An 18,196-nucleotide genomic window follows, 5' to 3' on the forward strand; every position below is an offset into this window, starting at 1 on the left:
TAAGTGGTCACTATGGCTTAGCTCACGGCGAGACGAGGAGACGAGGATCGATGCGGATCCAGAACTGGCTGGCGGTGCTGGCCGCGGTGGTCGCGACGCTGGTCGTGCCGCCACTGTTCACCTCCGGCGCCGGCGCCGAGACCACCGGTCCGATGCGCGGGTTGCGCATCCTGGTGCCGAACGCGCCGGGCGGCGGCTACGACGTGACCGCGCGCACCGCGGCCAAGGCGATGGACGAGGTCGAGCTGACCCGCAACGTCGAGGTGTTCAACCTGCCCGGTGCCGGTGGCACGGTCGGTCTCGGCCGGACCGTGGCCGAGGCGGGCAACCAGCGGCTGGTGATGTCCATGGGCCTGGGCGTGGTGGGCAGCGTGTTCACCAACAAGGCGCCCAGCTCGCTGGCCGAGACCACGCCGATCGCCAAGCTCACCGAGGAACCGGACATCGTGGTGGTCGGCAAGGACTCGCCGTACCGCACCCTGGCCGACCTGGTCGCCGCCTGGAAGGCCAACCCCGGCGCGGTCACCGTCGGCGGCGGCTCCAACCCCGGCGGCCCCGACCACCTGGCCCCGATGCTGATGGCCAAGGCGGTCGGCCTGGAACCCAAGCGGGTCAGCTACATCCCCTACGACGGCGGCGGTGAGCTGCTCGCCTCGGTGCTCGGCGGCAAGATCCACTTCGGCGTGTCCGGCATCAGCGAGTACGTGGACCAGATCAAGGCCGGTGAGCTGCGGGTGCTGGCGGTGACCAGCGCGAACCGGGTCAAGGACATCGACGCGCCCACGCTGACCGAGGCCGGGGTGCCGGTGAACTTCACCAACTGGCGCGGCATCGTGGCCCCGCCCGGACTCTCCGATGTGGAGCGTGCGCGGCTGGTGGAGCTGTTCCAGAAGCTGCACGACTCGCCGCAGTGGCAGGAGGCGGTCCGGCGCAACGGCTGGACCGACGCCTTCTCCCCCGGTGAGAAGTTCGGCGAGTTCCTGGCCGCGGAGAGCAAGCGGGTGGCCGACGTGCTGAAGGAGCTGGGACTGGCATGAGTGAGCAGACGAAGGCCCGCCCGGCGCTGGCCTGGCTGAAGGAGCGCTCCGAGCTCGGCATCTGCCTGCTGCTGCTCGCCCTCGGCGTGCTGGTGGTGGCCGACGCGATCCGCATCCCGGCCAACTTCGCCCAGCGCGGCCCGGTCGGCCCCGAGCTGGTGCCCTACCTGGTCGGCGGCGGCCTGATCCTGGTGGCCGCGCTGCTGGCCAGGGACGTGCTGCGGGGCGGGCGGGGCGAGGCCGAGGCCGGTGAGGACGTCGACCTGGACGCGCCCGCGGACTGGCGGGTGGTGGCGCAGCTGGCGGCGGCCTTCCTGGCCAACGTGGTGCTGATCAACCTGGTCGGCTTCCCGCTGTCCGGGATGGTGCTGTTCTGGGGCGCGGCCTACGCGCTCGGCAGCCGGAACTTCGTGCGCGACCCGCTGGTCGCGGCCGGTCTGTCCATCCTGACCTACCTGGTGTTCAACACCCTGCTCGGCGTCTCGCTGCCGGGCGGCCCGCTGACTGGGGTGCTCTGACATGGACGCGCTGGCACATCTGATCGAGGGCTTCGGCACCGCGCTGACCCCGATGAACCTGCTGTACGCGGTGATCGGCGTGCTGCTGGGCACCGCCATCGGCGTGCTGCCCGGCATCGGCCCGGCGATGGCGGTGGCGCTGCTGCTGCCGATCACCTACGGCCTGGACCCGATCGGCGCGTTCATCATGTTCGCCGGCATCTACTACGGCGGCATGTACGGCGGCTCCACCACCTCGATCCTGCTCAACACGCCGGGGGAGACCGCGGCCGTGGTGACCGCGATCGAGGGAAACCCGATGGCGCGCAACGGTCGTGGCTCGCAGGCGCTGGCCGCCGCGGCGATCGGCCACTTCGTCGGCGGCATCGCCGGCACCGTGCTGCTGGTGCTGCTCGCGCCGATCGTGGCCAGCCTGGCGGTGGACATCGGCGCGCCGGACTACTTCGCGGTGATGGTGCTGGCCTTCATCGCGGTCACCTCGATCCTGGGCAAGTCCCGGATCCGCGGCTTCGCCTCGCTGCTGATCGGGCTGTCCATCGGCCTGGTCGGGCTGGACCAGATGACCGGCCAGCAGCGGCTCACCTTCGGGCTGCTCCACCTCAACGACGGCATCGAGGTGGTGGTGGTCGCGGTCGGCCTGTTCGCCATCGGCGAGTCGCTGTGGGTGGCCGCGCACCTGCGCAGCAAGCCGGCCCAGCCGATCCCGGTCGGACGGCCCTGGCTGGGCAAGGCGGACCTGCGCCGGTCCTGGAAGCCGTGGCTGCGCGGGCCGCTGATCGGCTTCCCGTTCGGCGCGATCCCGGCCGGTGGCGCGGAGATCCCCACCTTCCTGTCCTACGCGGCGGAGAAGCGGCTGTCCAAGCACAAGTCGGAGTGGGGCAAGGGCGCGATCGAGGGCGTGGCCGGTCCGGAGTCCACCGCGAGCGCCTCCGCCGCGGGCACGCTGACCTCGATGCTCACCCTCGGCCTGCCCACCACGGCCACCGCGGCCGTGATGCTGGCCGCCTTCCAGCAGTACGGCATCCAGCCGGGCCCGCTGCTGTTCCAGCGGGAGTCCACGCTGGTCTGGGCGCTGATCGCGAGCCTGTTCGTGGGCAGCGTGCTGCTGTTGATCCTGAACCTGCCGCTGGCCCCGGTCTGGGCCAAGCTGCTCCGGATCCCGCGGCCGTACCTGTACGCGGGCATCCTGTTCTTCGCCAGCGTCGGCGCCTACGCGGTCAGCGGCGACGTGCTGGACCTGGTGGTGCTGTTCATCATCGGCCTGCTCGGCTTCGCCATGCGCCGCTACGGCCTGCCGGTGCTGCCCGCGGTGCTCGGCGTCATCCTCGGCCCGGCCGCCGAACTGCAGATGCGCCGGGCCCTCCAGCTCAGCGACGGCGACGTCACCGGGCTGGTCAACACCCCCTTCTCCATCACCGTCTACCTGGTGGTGGCCGCGATCCTGTTCGCTCCGCTGGTGGGCGCGCTGCTGCGCAGGCGCCGTCGCTCCTCCCACGACCAGCGGGAACAGCCTGATCGCGAGTCGATCGGCGTCTAGTCCCTCCCCGAAGAGAGACACAGTCGCGCCGATCGAGGCAACCTTCCTCCCGGTCCACCTCGTACTGGAGAGTGGACCGGGAGGAGGTCACCTTGGCGGATCACAACGCCGAGTTCGTCGAGTTCGTCCGCACCCGAGGTGCCGGACTGCGCCGCACCGCGTTCCTGCTGTGCGGTGACTGGCACCGCGCCGAGGACCTGGTGCAGAGCACGCTGATCAAGCTGTACAAGGCGTGGCGCAGGCTTGAGGCGCACGGTGCCATCGAGCCGTACGCGCGGCAGGTGCTGGTGCGCACCGCGATCGACGAGTCCCGGCGGTTCTGGCGGCGGGAGAAGTCCACCGCGGAACCGCCGGACCTGCCCACTGCCCAGACGGGCGCCGAGGTCGCGGTTGACGTGCGCAGGGCGCTGGCCGCCCTGCCGAAACGCCAGCGCGCGGTGGTGGTGCTGCGGTTCTGGGAGGACCTCCCGGTCCAGGAGGTGGCTCGTCTTCTCGGGTGCACCGAGGGGACCGTGAAGAGTCAGTCGGCCAAAGGGCTGGCCGCACTCCGAAAGTCGTTATCCGGCTATCTCGTGCTGGAGGAAGGGCGATGAGCCACCACGAACTGTCCGATCTGGACCGCGCCGAGGCCCGCGAACTGCTGGCCAGGGCACTAGGAGAGGAACCGTCGATGAAGATCGATACACAGGCCGTGCTGGCCACGGCCAAGCGGAGCCTGCGCCGCAGCCGGACGCTGATGGTCACCGGCGCGATCGCGGGGGTGATGGTGGCGGGCCTCGGCACCACCGCGATCGCCGGCGGCTTCAACGAGGACCGCGTGCCGCCCGCAAGCCAGGTGGTCGAGAAGGCCGCGCCCGAGGGGATGGTGGTGTGCCGGCGAACCGCGGATGGCAGCGAGCCGGTGGCGCTGCCGGGCGGGCGGTCGATGCTTCCGGCCAACTGCTTCCCCGAGGAGTGCCCCACGGTGTGGCCGGGCAGGCCGGGGCCACTGACGCCCGGTGCGGACATCGTGCCGCCGTCGGGGCCGAAGGAACCGAAGCTGCTCTCGTACTCCGACAAGCTCGAATACTGCAAGAAGCTCAAGCCCGGCAAGTGAGGCACTGACCTGTTTCCCCTGGCGCGCAAGGGGAAACAGGCCGACCCGAGCCTCAACCGGTCGGAAAGCCCAGGTCGATCCCGGACTCCCGCGGCCACCGCGCGGTGACCGCCTTGAGCCGGGTGTAGAACTTCACCCCGTCCGCACCGTGCACGTGCGTGTCGCCGAAGAGCGAGTCCTTCCAGCCACCGAAGCTGTAGTACGCCATCGGCACCGGGATCGGCACGTTGATGCCGACCATGCCGACCTGCACCCGTCGCTGGTACTCCCGCGCGGCCAGGCCGTCCGCGGTGAACACCGCGGTGCCGTTGCCGTAGGGGTTGGCGTTGACCAGTTCCACCGCCGCCTCGAAGGTGGGCACCCGCACCACGCACAGCACCGGTCCGAAGATCTCGTCGGTGTAGATCGACATCTCCGTGCCGACCTGGTCGAACAGCGTTGGCGCCAGCCAGAAACCGCCCTCGTGACCCGCCGGCGCGAAGCCGCGCCCGTCCACCACCAGCTCCGCGCCCTGCGCCACACCACTGTCCACATAGGACTTGACTCGATCCCGGTGCACCCCGGTGACCAACGGCCCCATCTGCGACCTCGGGTCCGTGCCAGGTCCGGTCACGAGCCCGGCCATCCGCTCGGCGATCGCGGGCACCAACCGGTCGCCCACGTCACCGACCGCGACCACCACCGAGATCGCCATGCACCGCTCACCGGCCGAGCCGAACCCGGCGTTGATCGCGGCGTCCGCGGCCACGTCCAGGTCCGCGTCCGGCAGTACCACCATGTGGTTCTTCGCCCCGCCCAGCGCCTGCACCCGCTTGCCGCTGGCCGTGCCGCGCGAGTACACGTGCCGGGCGATCGGCGTGGAGCCGACGAAGGACACCGCCGCCACGTCTTTGTGGTCCAGCAGCGCGTTCACCGCGGTGGCGTCGCCCTGCAGCACGTTCAGCACGCCGTCGGGCAGCCCGGCCTCGGTGAACAGCTCGGCCAGCCGCACCGCCGCGGACGGGTCCCGCTCGGAGGGCTTGAGCACGAAGGCGTTGCCGCAGGCCACCGCCATCGGGAACATCCACATCGGCACCATCACCGGGAAGTTGAACGGCGTGATGCCCGCGACCACGCCCAGCGGGTGCCGGGTCGAGTAGGCGTCCACCCCCCGGCTGACCTGCTCGGAGTGCTCGCCCTTGAGCAGCTGCGGGATGCCGCAGGCGAACTCGGCCACCTCCAGCCCGCGCTGCACCTCACCGGCGGCGTCGGCGAGCACCTTGCCGTGCTCGGCGGTGATGATCGCGGCCAGCTCGTCCCGGTGCCGGTGCACCAGCTCGCGGAAGCCGAACAGCACCCTGGACCGCTGGGCCAGCGAGGACTCGCCCCACTGCGCGGCCGCCTTGACCGCCGAGGCCACCGCGGTGTCCACATCGGACTGATCGGCCAGCACGACCTCGCGCGCGACCTGACCGGTGGCCGGGTCGAACACCTCGCCTCGGCGGCCGGAGACGCCCTCAGCGCGGGCGCCGTCGATCCAGTGCGGGACGAGCTGGGACATGTCAGGAACCTCCTGGGGGAGCGGCGGTGGTCGAGCGGATCACCAGGGACGGGTGCAGCAGGTGGCGGACCGGGCTGGTGCGGCCGTGCCGGACCCGCTCCAGCAGGGCCTCGGCGGCCAGCCGCCCCATCTCGATCCGCGGTTGGTCGACGGTGGTCAGACAGACGTGCCGGAGCGAGGCGAGCGCGCTGTTGTCGTAGCCGACCACCGAGACCTCCTGCGGCACCCGCAGCCCGGCCTCCTCCAGCGCGGAGATCGCGCCGATGGCGTTGTAGTCGTTGGCCGCCACGATCGCGGTGGGCAGCGGTTTCCCGTTGCGGGAGCTGAGGAACTCGCGCACCGACTTGGCCCCGGCCGCGTCGGTGTACTCGCTGGGCACCACCTCGGCGGTCAGCCCGTGCCGCCGCATGGCCAGCTCATAACCCCGCCTGCGCAGCGCGGACTGCGAGCCGCCGCCACCGTCGAGGTGCACGATCCGGCTGTGCCCCAACGAGACCAGGTGATCGACCGCGAGCAGCGAGCCCACCTCGCCGTCGTCATTCACCGTGTCCACAGTGGACAGACGGGCGGACCGGGACACCAGGGTCACCGGCACCTGCTCGGCCGCCGCGCCGATCGCGCTCGCGCTCACCACGGGTCCGAGCAGCACCAGTCCGGCTGGCCGGAAGGACAACAGGCTGGTCAGCGCGCCGCGCTCGCGGGCGGGGCTGCGGCCGCCGGTGTTGATGATCAGGTCGAACCCCTCGGCCCGGGCGGCCGCGTCCACCCCGTCCACCACCTCGGCGAAGAACGGGTTGTGCAGGTCGGAGACCATCACGCCGAGCACGGTGGAGGTGCGGCTGGCCAGCGAACGGGCCATCGCGTGCGGTGAGTAGCCCAACTCCTCGGCGGCCTTGAGCACCGCGGCCCGCCGCTGCGCGGAGACCTTGGGCGAACCGCGCATCACCAGCGAGACCAGCGCGCGGGAGACCCCGGCCCGCGCCGCCACGTCCTCCATGGTCGGACGGCCCATCCTGCTCCTCCAACTGGCTGTGACCCTTGACACCGCGAGGCGGACGCTACAGCATTAGCGCGCTCCAACCAATAGAGCGCTCTAACGCACAACCGCGTTGACCAGGACGGAGATCCCCGGATGCGGATCGGAGTAGCGGGAGTCGGGCGGATCGGCACCATGCACGCCACGAACCTCGCCACCTTGCCCTCCCTCGATCAGGTCGTGCTCTTCGACCCGGTGCCCGGCCGGGCCGCGGCCTCGGCCGCCGCGCTGGGCGAGCGGGCCAGGGCGGTGGACACCCTGGACGAGCTGCTGACCGCGGCCGACGGGGTGCTGCTGGCCACCCCCACCGACACCCACCCGGAGATGCTGCGCCGGGCGGTCGCCGCCGGGGTGCCCACCCTGTGCGAGAAGCCGATCGCGGGCGACCTGGACACCATGCGCGCGCTGGTCGCCGAGGTGGAGGCATCCGGGGTGGAGGTGCTGGTCGGCTTCCAGCGCCGGTTCGACCCGGCCGTGGTCGAGTTGCACCGCCGCATCCGCTCCGGTGAGCTGGGCACCGTGTACCTGGCCAGGGCCATCGGCCACGACGCGCAGCCGCCGGACTTCGGCTACCTGCCCGCCTCCGGTGGCATCTTCCGCGACCTGCTCATCCACGACCTGGACGCGGTGCCCTGGCTGCTCGGCGAGCCGGTGGTGGAGGTCTACGCCTCCGGCTCGGTGCTGGTGCACGAGGCCTTCGCGCAGGCCGACGACGTGGACAACGCCGTGGTCACGCTGCGCTTCGCCAGTGGCGCGCACGCCGTGCTGGCCGGTGGCCGCCAGGACGCGCTCGGCTACGACCACCGGATCGAGGTGCTCGGCAGCAAGGACTCCCTGGCCGTCGGCCTGGACCCGCGCACCCCGCTGACCTCGCTGGAACCGGACGGCCCCCGGGCCGCCGCGGACGCCTACCCCGGCTTCACCGAGCGCTTCCACCGCGCCTACCTCAACGAGATGGCGGTGTTCACCGAGGTGGTCGCGGGCAACGCGGAAAACCCGTCGCCGGCCAGGGAAAGCCTGGTCAGCCTTGAGCTCGCGCTGGCCTGCGAGCAGTCCCGCCGCTCCGGTCAGCCGGTGCGCCTGGAGCCCGCGGCGGTGACCGCGTGAGCGCGCCGAAGCTGGCCGGCGCGCCGATCTCCTGGGGCGTCTGCGAGGTCCCCGGCTGGGGCCACCTGATCGAGGCGGACACCGTGCTCGGCGAGATGGCCGAGCTGGGCCTGACCGCCACCGAGCTCGGGCCGCCGGAGTACCTGCCCACCGACCCGGCCAAGCTGCGCGAGCTGCTCGGTGGCCACGGCCTGAGCATGATCGGCGGCTTCCTCGCCGTGGTCCTGCACGACGAGACCGTCGAACAGTCCACAGTGGACGAAGCGGAGCGGACGGCCGCGCTGCTGGCGGCCACCGGCGCCGAGGTGCTGGTGCTGGCCGCGGCCACCGGCCTGGACGGCTACGACGAGCGCCCCGCGCTCACCGACGCCGAATGGGCCACCCTGATCAGGGTTTCCGGCCGGATCAGGGACATCGCCGCCCGGCACGGCCTGCGCACCGTGCTGCACCCGCACGTGGGCACGCACGTGGAGCGCGGGCCCGAGGTGGCGCGGTTCCTGGCCGACTCCGACCTGGAGCTGTGCCTGGACACCGGGCACCTGCTGATCGGCGGCGCCGACCCGGTCGAGCTGGCCCGCGAGCACGCGGACCGGATCGGCCACCTGCACCTCAAGGACGTCCGGGCGGACATCGCGGCACGGGTGCGGGACGGCGAGCTGCCGTACGCCACCGCGGTCGGCCAGGGGCTGTACGTGCCGCTCGGGGACGGCGACGTGGACATCGTTGGCATCGTGCGCTTCCTGCGCGATGCGGGCTACCAGGGCTGGTACGTCCTGGAGCAGGACACCGCGTTGGCCGAGGGCGACGCCGACGCGGCCGCGCGGCCGAAGCAGGACACCGCGCGCAGTCTTGACCACCTTCGCCCCCTGTTCAACTGATCCTTCGGAAGGACGACGATGTCCCGAAGCACCAGGTTGACCCGGGCCGGGCTGGCGGTGGCGGCCAGTGCGCTGCTGCTGTCGGCCTGCACCGGACCGAAGGCCAGCGGGCCCGATCCGACCGGCGGTCCGGTCGGCGACGTGTCCGCGGGCCCGCTGCGGATCGCGGTCATCTCGCACGGCACCCCCGGCGACTCGTTCTGGAACGTGGTGAAGAACGGCGCCGAGGCCGCGGGCAAGGAACTGGGCGTCACCGTGGAGTACAACTCCGACGGCGACCCGGCCGGACAGGCCAAGCTGGTGGACAACGCGGTGGCCCAGCGGGTCGGCGGCCTGGTGGTGTCCATGGCCAACCCGGACGCGCTGCGCGAGTCGGTGTCCAGGGCGGTGCGCGCGGGCATCCCGGTGGTCACCGTCAATTCCGGCGAGGCGCGCAGTGCCGAGTTCGGGGCCATCACGCACATCGGCCAGAACGAGGCGGTCGCCGGTGAGGCGGCGGGCAAGCGCCTGAAGACCGAGGGCAAGCGCAAGCTGCTCTGCGTGATCCACGAGGCCGGCAACATCGGCCTCAACCAGCGCTGCGAGGGCGCGAAACAGGGCTTCGGCGAGGCGTCGAACCTCCAGGTGGACATCAGCAACCCCACCGACGCGCAGGCCCGGATCAAGGGCGCGCTCCAGTCCGACCCGGCCATCGACGCGGTGCTCACGCTGAACTCGCAGGTCGCGGGCAACACGGTGAGCGCGATCAGCGAGTCGGGCAGCAAGGCGCAGGTGTCCACCTTCGACCTCAACGCGGACGTGGTGGCCGCGATCAAGGCAGGTCAGGTGCTCTTCGCGGTGGACCAGCAGCAGTACCTGCAGGGCTACCTGCCGGTGTCCTTCCTCAAGCTGTACCGGGACAACGCGAACGTGGTGGGCGGCGGCAGGCCCGTGCTCACCGGACCCAACCTGGTGGACAAGTCCACTGTGGACACTGTCGGCAAGTACGCGGAGAGGGGGACCAGGTGACGACCGCGACGCTGGACGAACGCGTTGGCCGCAAAGGCCTCGCGGACCGGTTGGTGGCCAGGCCCGAGCTGGGCTCGGTGCTCGGCGCCGTGGTGGTGCTGCTGTTCTTCTCCGTGCTCACCGACCAGTTCCTCACCCCGCTCGGGGTGGCCACCTGGCTGGACGACTCGGCCACGCTGGGCATCATGGCGGTCGCGGTGGCGCTGCTCATGATCGGCGGCGAGTTCGACCTCTCCGCGGGCGTGCTGACCGCCTCCACCGCGCTGGTCACCGCGATCCTGGCCACCAAGCTCGGCTGGAACACCTGGCTGGCCGTGCTGGCCTCGCTGGTGTTCGCGCTGGCGGTGGGCGCGCTCAACGGATGGCTGGTGATGCGCACCGGCCTGCCCAGCTTCATCGTCACCCTGGGCACCTTCCTCGCCCTGCAAGGGCTCAACCTCGGCGTCACCCGCCTGGTCACCGGCAGCGTGCAGGTCTCCGGCATGCGCGCCGCGGACGGCTACGAGTCAGCGGGATTCGTGTTCGCGTCCACTGTGGACATCGGCGGCACCTCGTTCCAGATCTCCATCGTGTGGTGGATCGGCGCGGCCGCGGTGGCCAGCTGGCTGCTCATGCGCACCCGCTTCGGCAACTGGATCTTCGCCGTGGGCGGGGCCGCGCCCAGCGCCCGCGCGGTGGGCGTGCCGGTCATGCGCACCAAGATCCTGCTGTTCATGACCACCGCGTTCGCCGCCTGGCTGGTGGGCACGATCAACATCCTGCGCTTCACCACCGTGCAGGCCAACCAGGGCATCGGCCTGGAGTTCCAGTTCATCATCGCCGCGGTGATCGGCGGCTGCCTGCTCACCGGCGGCTTCGGCTCGGCCATCGGGGCCGCGATCGGCGCGCTGATCTTCGGCATGGCCCGGCAGGGCATCGTCTTCGCCCGCTGGGACAGCGACTGGTTCCAGCTGTTCCTCGGCGTGATGCTGCTGGCCGCGGTGCTGGTCAACAACACGTTCCGGCGGCGCGCGGAGAGGGTGCGGAAATGAGCACACCACTGCTGGAGGTACGCGGGGTCGGCAAGCGGTTCGGCAGCGTGATCGCGTTGCAGGACGTCTCCACCGTGGTCGGCGCCGGCGAGGTCACCTGCGTGCTGGGCGACAACGGCGCCGGCAAGTCCACGCTGATCAAGATCCTGGCCGGCGCGCACCAGCACGACGAGGGCGAGTTCCTGCTCGACGGCGTGCCCACCAGGCTGGCCTCGCCGAGGGAGGCACTGGACCGGGGCATCGCCACCGTGTTCCAGGACCTGTCCGTGGTGCCGCTGATGTCGGTGTGGCGCAACTTCTTCCTCGGCTCCGAGCCCACCACCGGCTGGGGCCCGCTGCGCCGCCTGGACCGCCGCGCCGCCCGGGAGACCACCCGGAAAGCGCTGGCGGACATGGGCATCGACCTGCGCGATGTGGAACAGCCGGTGGGCACCCTCTCCGGCGGCGAGCGGCAGTGCGTGGCCATCGCCCGCGCGGTGCACTTCGGCGCCAAGGTGTTGATCCTGGACGAGCCGACCGCCGCGCTCGGCGTGAAGCAGGCCGGGGTGGTGCTGCGCTACGTCGCCCAGGCCAGGGACCGGGGGCTCGGGGTCGTGCTGATCACGCACAACCCGCACCACGCCTACCCGGTGGCCGACCGGTTCCTGCTGCTCAAGCGGGGCCGCAGCCTGGGCAGCTTCGACAAGGCGGAGATCAGCCTGGCCGAGCTGACCAGGCAGATGGCCGGTGGCGCCGAGCTGGAGGCGCTGGAGCACGAGCTGCGGGGTGCCGGGTCGTGACCTCGCTGGAGATCCTCACCGTCGGCCGGGTGGGCGTGGACCTGTACCCCGAGCAGTCCGGCGTGCCGCTGGCGCAGGTCCAGACCTTCGCCAAGTCCCTCGGCGGCACGGCCACCAACGTCGCGGTGGCGGCGGCCCGGCTGGGCCGCCGCAGCGCGGTGCTCACCAAGGTCGGCCCGGACGGCTTCGGCGACTACGTCCGGCAGGCCCTCACCGGCTTCGGCGTGTCTCCGGACCACGTTGGCACGGCCGCGGATCTGCTCACCCCGGTGGTGTTCTGCGCGCTGGACCCGCCCGCGGACCCGCCGCTGCTGTTCTACCGGCTGCCCACCGCGCCCGACCTCACCCTCACCGAGTCCGACGTGCCGTGGGAGCTGGTCGAGCAGGTCCCGCTGCTGTGGGTCACCGGCACCGGGGTGAGCGCCGAACCGGCCCGCTCGACCCAGCGCGCGATGCTGGCGCGCAGGGGCCGTCGCACGCACACCGTGCTGGACCTGGACTACCGCCCGATGTTCTGGTCCGATGTGGACAGTGCGCGGCGGGAGATCGGCCGGCTGCTGGACCACGTCACGGTCGCGGTCGGCAACCGCACCGAGGTCGAGGTCGCGGTGGGCACCGCCGACCCGGAGGAGGCCGCCGCCCGGCTGCTCGACCGCGGCCTGTCCCTGGCCGTGGTGAAGAAGGGCGCTGAGGGCGTTCTCGTTGCCACTCAAGAAGGTTCCTGGACCGTGCCGCCGTGTCCGGTCGAGGTCGTGTGCGGCCTGGGCGCGGGCGATGCCTTCGGCGGCGCGCTGGCGCACGGCCTGCTCGCGGGCTGGCCGCCGGTGCGCATCGCCGAGTACGCCAACGCCGCCGGTGCGCTGGTGGCCGCGCGGCTGGCCTGCGCGGACGCCATGCCCACCCCGGCCGAGATCGACGAACTGCTGGAGCGAGTGTGATCACCGATTCCCGCTGGGCCGAGTTGTTGCGCACCAGGGCAAGGGATCCCGAGGCGGTCGGCAGGGCCTACGCCGAGCGCCGGGTCCGCGCCGACCCCTTCCAGGGCGAGACGCTGTTCCTGGTCGCCGCGGACCACCCGGCCCGCGGCGCGCTCGGCGTCGGCGGCGACCCGCTGGCCATGGCCAACCGGCGGCAGCTGCTGGACCGGCTGCTCACCGCGCTGGCCGATCCCGCGGTGGACGGCGTGCTGGGCAGTCCGGACATCATCGAGGAACTGCTGCTGCTGGACGGCTTGCACGACCGGGTGGTCATCGGCTCGATGAACCGCGGCGGCCTGGCCGGCGCGGACTGGGAGATCGACGACCGCTTCACCGGCTATGACGCGCAGTCCATTGTGGACAACCGGCTGGACGGCGGCAAGATGCTGCTGCGCCTGGTGGACGAGGACCCCGGCACCATCCCCACCCTGGAGTCCTGCGCGCGGGCGGTGTCCGAGCTGGCCGGGCACGGCCTGATGGCCATGGTCGAACCGCTGCCGTATGCCCGTGACGAGCAGGACAAGCTGGTGCTGCGCCAGGACACGCTGTCGCTGGCCCGCGCGGTCACCGTGGCCTCGGCGCTGGGCACCACCTCCGCGCACACCTGGCTCAAGCTGCCCGCGGTCCGCGACCTGGCCGTGCTGGACGCCACCACCCTGCCCATCCTGCTGCTCGGCGGCGTGCCGTCCGGGAACCCGGACGCCGACCTGGAGAAGTGGGGTCCGCCGCTGCGGCACCCCGCGGTGCGCGGCCTGGTCGTCGGCCGCACCCTGCTCTACCCGCCGGACGGCGACGTGGCCACCGCGGTCGGCAAGGCCGCCCAACTGCTGAAGGAGATCCCGGCGTGAACCTGCACCGGCCACTGGGCACCATCAGCGACGGCGAGGACGCGGTCCGGCTGACCCCGGCCGAGGCGGGCTGGACCTACACCGGGCTGCGCGTGCTGGTGCTGCACCCGAACACGCCGAGAGTGGTGGAGACCGGCGAGTTCGAGGCGTTCGTGCTGCCGCTCTCCGGCGGCTGCGTGGTGGAGGTGGACGGCGAGCGCTTCGAGCTCACCGGCCGCGACTCGGTGTTCACCCGCGTCACCGATTTCGCTTACGTGCCAAGGGATGCCACCGTCACGCTGACCTCCGCGCACGGTGCGGAGCTCGCGCTGCCGATGGCCCGCTGCGCCCGCCGCCTCACCCCGAAGTACGGCCCGGCCGAGGACGTGCCTGCCGAGACCAGGGGCGCGGGCAACGCGACCAGGCAGGTCAACAACTTCGGCGTGCCAGGCGTCTGGGAGCACGCGGACAAGCTCAACGCCTGCGAGCTGATCACCCCGGACGGCAACTGGTCCTCCTACCCGCCGCACAAGCACGACGAGGCCACCGAGTGCGAGGTGGTCAACGAGGAGATCTACTACTTCCGGATCGCCGCCCGCGACCAGGTCACCCCCTCCCGCGAGGGCTTCGGCTTCCACCGCACCTACACCTCCGACGGTGAGATCGAGGAGGACGTGACCGTCCGGGACGGCGACGTCTTCCTGGTGCCGCGCGGATACCACGGCCCGTGCGTGGCCGCGCCCGGCTATCCCATGTACTACTTGAACGTGCTGGCCGGACCGGCCGAGGAGCGTTCGATGGCCTTCTGCGACGACCCGGCGCACACCTGGATCCGGGACTCCTGGGCCGATCAGCAGACCGACCCGCGCTGCCCGGTGACCACCGCCGCAGGCCGCACCGACCGCTGAGGAGCACCGTGGTGTCCACCGTGAAGCTGACCACCGCCCAGGCCCTGGTGCGCTGGCTGATCGCCCAGCGGACCGAGCTGCTCACCGGCGAGCAGGCCCCGCTGTTCCCCGGCGTGTTCGCCATCTTCGGCCACGGCAACGTGCTCGGCCTGGGCAACGCCCTTGAGGAGCACCGGGACGAGCTGCCGGTCTGGCGCGGGCAGAACGAGCAGGGCATGGCGCTGGCCGCGGTCGGCTACGCCAAGGCCACCCACCGCCGCCAGGTCATGGTGGCCACCAGCTCGGTCGGGCCCGGCGCGCTGAACATGGTCACCGCGGCCGGGGTGGCGCACGCCAACCGGCTGCCGCTGCTCCTGCTGCCCGGCGACACCTTCGCCGGCCGCGCCCCCGACCCGGTGCTCCAGCAGGTCGAGCACTTCGGCGACCCGACCGGCACGGTCAACGACGCCTTCCGCGCGGTCAGCCGCTACTTCGACCGGATCACCCGCCCCGAGCAGCTGATGTCCACCCTGCCGCAGGTGGCCCGGGTGCTCACCGACCCGGCCGACTGCGGCCCGGTCACCCTGGCCCTGCCGCAGGACATCCAGGCCGAGTCCTACGAGTTCCCGGCCGCGCTGTTCGAACCGGTGCTGCACACCGTGCCCCGCCCCCGCCCGGACACCCGCCAGCTGGCCGCCGCCGCGGAGACCCTCCGCTCGGCGCAACGCCCGCTGATCGTGCTCGGCGGCGGCGTGCGCTACTCCGGCGCGGGCAGCAAGGTGCTCCACTTCGCCCAGCAGCACGGCATCCCGGTCACCGAGACCACCGCCGGCCGCACCCTGGTCCCGCACGAGCACCGGCTGCACGCCGGCCCGCTCGGCGTCACCGGCTCCACCTCGGCCAACACCCTGGCCGGGCAGGCCGACGTGGTGCTGGCCATCGGCACCCGCCTGCAGGACTTCACCACCGCCTCCTGGACCGTGTTCGCGCCGACCGTCCGCATCATCAGCCTCAACACCGCCCGCTTCGACGCGGTCAAGCACGCCGCCCAGGAGTTGGTCGCCGACGCCCAGGAAGGCATCCGCGAGCTCGGCCAGGCCCTGGGCTCCTGGCAGGCCCCGGCCGGCTGGACCGCCACCGCGGAAACCGAACGCGCCCGCTGGGACGCGCACATCGAGTCCCTGCGCACCACCCCGGCCGATCTGCCCACCTACGCCCAGGTGGTGGGCGTGGTCAACGAGGAGTCCGGCAAGCACGACTACGTGATGACCGCCTCCGGTGGCCTGCCCGGCGAGCTGATCGGCGGCTGGCGGGCCAAGGGCGCGCAGACCATGGACGTGGAGTACGGCTTCTCCTGCATGGGCTACGAGCTATCCGGCGCCTGGGGCGCGGCCATGGCGAGGTCGGCCAGCCACCCCGAGGGCGTGGTCACCACCCTGCTCGGCGACGGCTCCTACCTGATGCTCAACGCCGAGCTGTTCTCCGCCGCCTTCGCCGGCCATGGCTTCGTCGCGGTGGTCTGCGACAACGACGGCTACGCGGTGATCAACCGCCTGCAACAGGGCCAGGGTGGCGCCGGCTTCAACAACATGTACGAGCACTGCCGCTCCGGCACCGGCGGCAAGCCCAGGGTCGACTTCGCCGCGCACGCGGCCAGCCTGGGCTGCGCGGTCACCGCGGTGGACAGCCTCACCGCCCTGGCCGAGGCCTACCGCCAGGCCAAGCAGACCGCGCGCACCGAACACCGCCCCGCCGTGGTGGTCATCCGCACCCACCCGTCCTCCTGGACCGAGGCGGGCGCCTGGTGGGAGGTCGGCATCCCGGAGACCGCGCACCGCACCGAGATCACCACCGCCCACCAGGCCGCGGCCACCGAGAAGGCGAGGCAGCTCCGCTACCTGGGCTGAGCTAGGTCGAAGCCAGGTCCCGGCCCAGCTTGCGCAGCCGGATGCCCAGCAGCACCAGCACGATCCCCCACAGGATCGCGAACATCGCGATGGTCACGACCAGCGCCACCGCGCCCTCACCGGGGAAGGCGAACAGCAGGCCGCCCAGCACCACCGACAGCGCGCCGCTGACGAACAGCAGCCACTCGCCGGTGATCACCTTGCGCAGCTGCCAGCCGGTCATGATCTCCAGCACGCCGGTGACCACGGCCCAGGCGCCGATCAGGAACAGCAGCACCAGCGCGGTGATGCCGGGCATCAGCAGGGCCACCAGACCGGCCAGCACGCCGAAGGCGCCGAGCAGGCCGACCAGCCAGCGGTCCGCGGGCGGCGCGAGCTTGTCCGCCGCCGCGCCCGCGATCGCCGCGATGCCGTCCAGCAGCGCGTACACCGCGAACAGCACCACCAGCACGAGCAGGGTCAGGCCCGGCCAGACCAGGCTGAGCACACCGAAGAGGATCGCGGCCACGCCGCGCACGACCACCAGCCACCAGCGCCGGAGCAACAGATCACCCATGCGCTGATTGTTGACCCGTTGGCGGGTCCGGGCCATTCGGCGCGGCAGGCCCGAACCGCTCGAAGATCACCGGCGCGGTCCGGAACCGTAGCCGGGCACGCCAATCACCCGCCTGCGGGGAGCCCACTCGGGACGCCGGAAACGCGCCCAACGCATGAAGGCGCGCACTAGGCGGTGGCCGAAAGATCAGCCACCGCCTAGTGCGCGTCATTCAACGCCGGTCGTCGTATCCGTCGTCGTACGAGTCGTCGACGCGGTCCTCATCGGACCGATCGCCATCGGACTTGCCACCCGACAGCTCGCGCTGCAAGGCGTCGAAGTCCGTGGACCGGGTGCTGTACTTGAGCTCCCGGGCCACCTTCGCCTGCTTGGCCTTCGCACGGCCGCGCCCCATGGCTCGACCCCCTCGCACAGGGACGGGGGCGGCCGGGGGAACGGCGGCCCCGCTCGTCTCAACGGTATTTTCCTGGCCGCCACAGTACCGTGTCAGTGCCCCCGATCGCGACGTGGCCACGCCTGCCCAGGCGTGCGTCACACCACCTCCGCCGACCGGGGTGCGGCACTGCTCTGGCCGCGTGGCACGATTCCGGCGTGCCACGTCCGTTCGTCGCCTACCTGCGGGTGTACGAACCACTGTCCGTGCTGGATCAGCCGTTACGCGCCCAAGTGGAGCAGGCTCTTGGGGTCGGCGGGACGGCGCGTGGTGCCGTCGGTGACCGGGAACGCGAACTGTGGCTTCGATCACAGTTGGCCGCCCCGCCCCGGCTCCTACCTGCTGACACGGTCGGCGCGCAACCGCTGGACGTGCTCGTCCTGGACCCGGCCGAGGTGCCGCTGGCCGAGGGCGCGGAGATCGGCCCCGGCCCCCTGGTGTGCCCCTTGGACATCAAGGCGCGCAGCGCGGCCGGCCTGGTCGGCTTCGTCGGCACCGCCACCCTGCCCCTGCTGGACGCCGCGCTCCAGCAGCCTGCCGACGTGGTGAAGGCCCGCGCGGCCGCCGCCCTGGCCGAGATGCCCGGCGGCGCCGCCCACGTCATCTCGGCCACCTGGAGCGTGCCGCTGCCCTGGTTCGCCATGGTCGAGCCGGAGGCGCGGCACCTGGTGCTGGCCGCCCCGGACGACCCGGAGCGGATGTGCTGCTGGCGGGTCAGCATGACCGACGCCCGCAGCCGCGTCTCGCACGCCTTCACCGTGGTGCACAACGCCCTCGGTGAGGAGAGCCCGGCCAGGGTGCTGCGCGACACCGGCCGCTGGCTGGCCCACTTCCACCCCCGCTCGGTGGTCGAGCTCGACTACGGCGGCCTGGTCCAGCTCATCGACGACGACACCCTGCTCGCCGACACCTCGGCCCAGGACGTCCAAGCGGTGATCGCGGCCCTGGAGGCGGGCGACGCCGAAGAGGTCGCCGAACGCTACGCCGAACTGCGCGAGTTCTGGGACGATTTGATCAACCGCGAGCAGTACAACTGACTGTG

At 71.9% G+C, this 18,196-nt stretch carries 19 protein-coding genes; 15 read left to right on the forward strand and 4 right to left on the reverse strand.

The genetic code is table 11. From position 1 onward, the window contains the following. Positions 1–50 precede the first annotated feature (50 nt). The 5 genes from M8C13_RS28640 (at position 51) to M8C13_RS28660 (ending at position 4,188) form a co-directional block, all read left to right on the forward strand. Positions 51–1,037, forward strand: a complete 987-nt coding sequence (locus M8C13_RS28640) for a tripartite tricarboxylate transporter substrate binding protein (RefSeq protein WP_252483828.1) — start codon at positions 51–53, stop codon at positions 1,035–1,037. After that, positions 1,034–1,555, forward strand: coding sequence for a tripartite tricarboxylate transporter TctB family protein (locus M8C13_RS28645; protein ID WP_252483829.1), 522 nt, complete (start codon positions 1,034–1,036; stop codon positions 1,553–1,555). The genes M8C13_RS28640 and M8C13_RS28645 overlap by 4 nt, the downstream gene beginning before the upstream one ends. A gap of 1 nt (position 1,556) precedes the next feature. Then, complete coding sequence (locus M8C13_RS28650; protein WP_252483830.1) at positions 1,557–3,092, forward strand: tripartite tricarboxylate transporter permease; 1,536 nt, start codon at positions 1,557–1,559, stop codon at positions 3,090–3,092. A gap of 92 nt (positions 3,093–3,184) precedes the next feature. Continuing rightward, positions 3,185–3,685, forward strand: coding sequence for a SigE family RNA polymerase sigma factor (locus M8C13_RS28655; protein ID WP_252483831.1), 501 nt, complete (start codon positions 3,185–3,187; stop codon positions 3,683–3,685). Then, entirely contained in the window at positions 3,682–4,188 is a 507-nt protein-coding gene (locus M8C13_RS28660) for a hypothetical protein (RefSeq protein WP_252483832.1), read from the forward strand. Before M8C13_RS28655 ends, M8C13_RS28660 begins: the two co-directional genes overlap by 4 nt. A gap of 52 nt (positions 4,189–4,240) precedes the next feature. Here M8C13_RS28660 and M8C13_RS28665 read toward each other — a convergent pair whose 3' ends face one another. Together M8C13_RS28665 and M8C13_RS28670 are read right to left on the reverse strand one after the other, a co-directional pair. Further along, the gene (locus M8C13_RS28665; RefSeq protein WP_252483833.1) at positions 4,241–5,728 is read right to left on the reverse strand and encodes a CoA-acylating methylmalonate-semialdehyde dehydrogenase; all 1,488 of its coding nucleotides are present in this window, start codon (positions 5,726–5,728) and stop codon (positions 4,241–4,243) included. A gap of 1 nt (position 5,729) precedes the next feature. After that, positions 5,730–6,740: a LacI family DNA-binding transcriptional regulator gene (locus tag M8C13_RS28670; RefSeq protein WP_252483834.1), complete on the reverse strand. Its 1,011-nt coding sequence runs from the start codon at positions 6,738–6,740 to the stop codon at positions 5,730–5,732. A gap of 120 nt (positions 6,741–6,860) precedes the next feature. On the opposite strand from M8C13_RS28670, the gene M8C13_RS28675 reads away from it, so the two are divergent. From M8C13_RS28675 to iolD, 9 genes are read left to right on the forward strand one after another with little or no spacing between them, the layout of a single operon-like run. Beyond that, positions 6,861–7,871: a Gfo/Idh/MocA family oxidoreductase gene (locus M8C13_RS28675; RefSeq protein ID WP_252483835.1), complete on the forward strand. Its 1,011-nt coding sequence runs from the start codon at positions 6,861–6,863 to the stop codon at positions 7,869–7,871. Then, a complete protein-coding gene (locus tag M8C13_RS28680) occupies positions 7,868–8,749 on the forward strand; it encodes a TIM barrel protein (RefSeq protein ID WP_252483836.1) in 882 nt (293 codons plus the stop codon). The genes M8C13_RS28675 and M8C13_RS28680 overlap by 4 nt, the downstream gene beginning before the upstream one ends. 18 nt (positions 8,750–8,767) lie before the next feature. Then, a complete protein-coding gene (locus M8C13_RS28685; protein ID WP_252483837.1) occupies positions 8,768–9,757 on the forward strand; it encodes a sugar ABC transporter substrate-binding protein in 990 nt (329 codons plus the stop codon). Further along, on the forward strand, positions 9,754–10,788 hold the full coding sequence (locus tag M8C13_RS28690) for an ABC transporter permease (protein WP_252483838.1): 1,035 nt from the start codon (positions 9,754–9,756) through the stop codon (positions 10,786–10,788). Before M8C13_RS28685 ends, M8C13_RS28690 begins: the two co-directional genes overlap by 4 nt. Then, entirely contained in the window at positions 10,785–11,567 is a 783-nt protein-coding gene (locus M8C13_RS28695; RefSeq protein ID WP_252483839.1) for an ATP-binding cassette domain-containing protein, read from the forward strand. Before M8C13_RS28690 ends, M8C13_RS28695 begins: the two co-directional genes overlap by 4 nt. Continuing rightward, a complete protein-coding gene (iolC, locus tag M8C13_RS28700; RefSeq protein ID WP_252483840.1) occupies positions 11,564–12,505 on the forward strand; it encodes a 5-dehydro-2-deoxygluconokinase in 942 nt (313 codons plus the stop codon). Before M8C13_RS28695 ends, iolC begins: the two co-directional genes overlap by 4 nt. Next, entirely contained in the window at positions 12,502–13,392 is an 891-nt protein-coding gene (locus M8C13_RS28705; RefSeq protein ID WP_252483841.1) for an aldolase, read from the forward strand. Before iolC ends, M8C13_RS28705 begins: the two co-directional genes overlap by 4 nt. Continuing rightward, entirely contained in the window at positions 13,389–14,279 is an 891-nt protein-coding gene (iolB, locus tag M8C13_RS28710) for a 5-deoxy-glucuronate isomerase (protein ID WP_252483842.1), read from the forward strand. The genes M8C13_RS28705 and iolB overlap by 4 nt, the downstream gene beginning before the upstream one ends. 20 nt (positions 14,280–14,299) lie before the next feature. Next, positions 14,300–16,165: a 3D-(3,5/4)-trihydroxycyclohexane-1,2-dione acylhydrolase (decyclizing) gene (iolD, locus tag M8C13_RS28715; protein ID WP_252483852.1), complete on the forward strand. Its 1,866-nt coding sequence runs from the start codon at positions 14,300–14,302 to the stop codon at positions 16,163–16,165. A gap of 1 nt (position 16,166) precedes the next feature. Here iolD and M8C13_RS28720 read toward each other — a convergent pair whose 3' ends face one another. Both M8C13_RS28720 and M8C13_RS28725 read right to left on the reverse strand, forming a co-directional pair. Beyond that, a complete protein-coding gene (locus tag M8C13_RS28720; RefSeq protein ID WP_252483843.1) occupies positions 16,167–16,721 on the reverse strand; it encodes an HdeD family acid-resistance protein in 555 nt (184 codons plus the stop codon). Positions 16,722–16,932: 211 nt separating this feature from the next. Then, entirely contained in the window at positions 16,933–17,115 is a 183-nt protein-coding gene (locus tag M8C13_RS28725; protein ID WP_252483844.1) for a DUF3073 domain-containing protein, read from the reverse strand. Between the two features lie 197 nt (positions 17,116–17,312). Between M8C13_RS28725 and M8C13_RS28730 the strand changes: the two genes are divergently transcribed. Continuing rightward, positions 17,313–18,191 (forward strand): hypothetical protein, encoded by an 879-nt coding sequence (locus M8C13_RS28730; RefSeq protein WP_252483845.1) that lies wholly within the window; start codon positions 17,313–17,315, stop codon positions 18,189–18,191. Positions 18,192–18,196: the final 5 nt, after the last annotated feature.

This window comes from Crossiella sp. SN42 (genome assembly GCF_023897065.1).
Classification (GTDB): Bacteria; Actinomycetota; Actinomycetes; order Mycobacteriales; family Pseudonocardiaceae; genus Crossiella.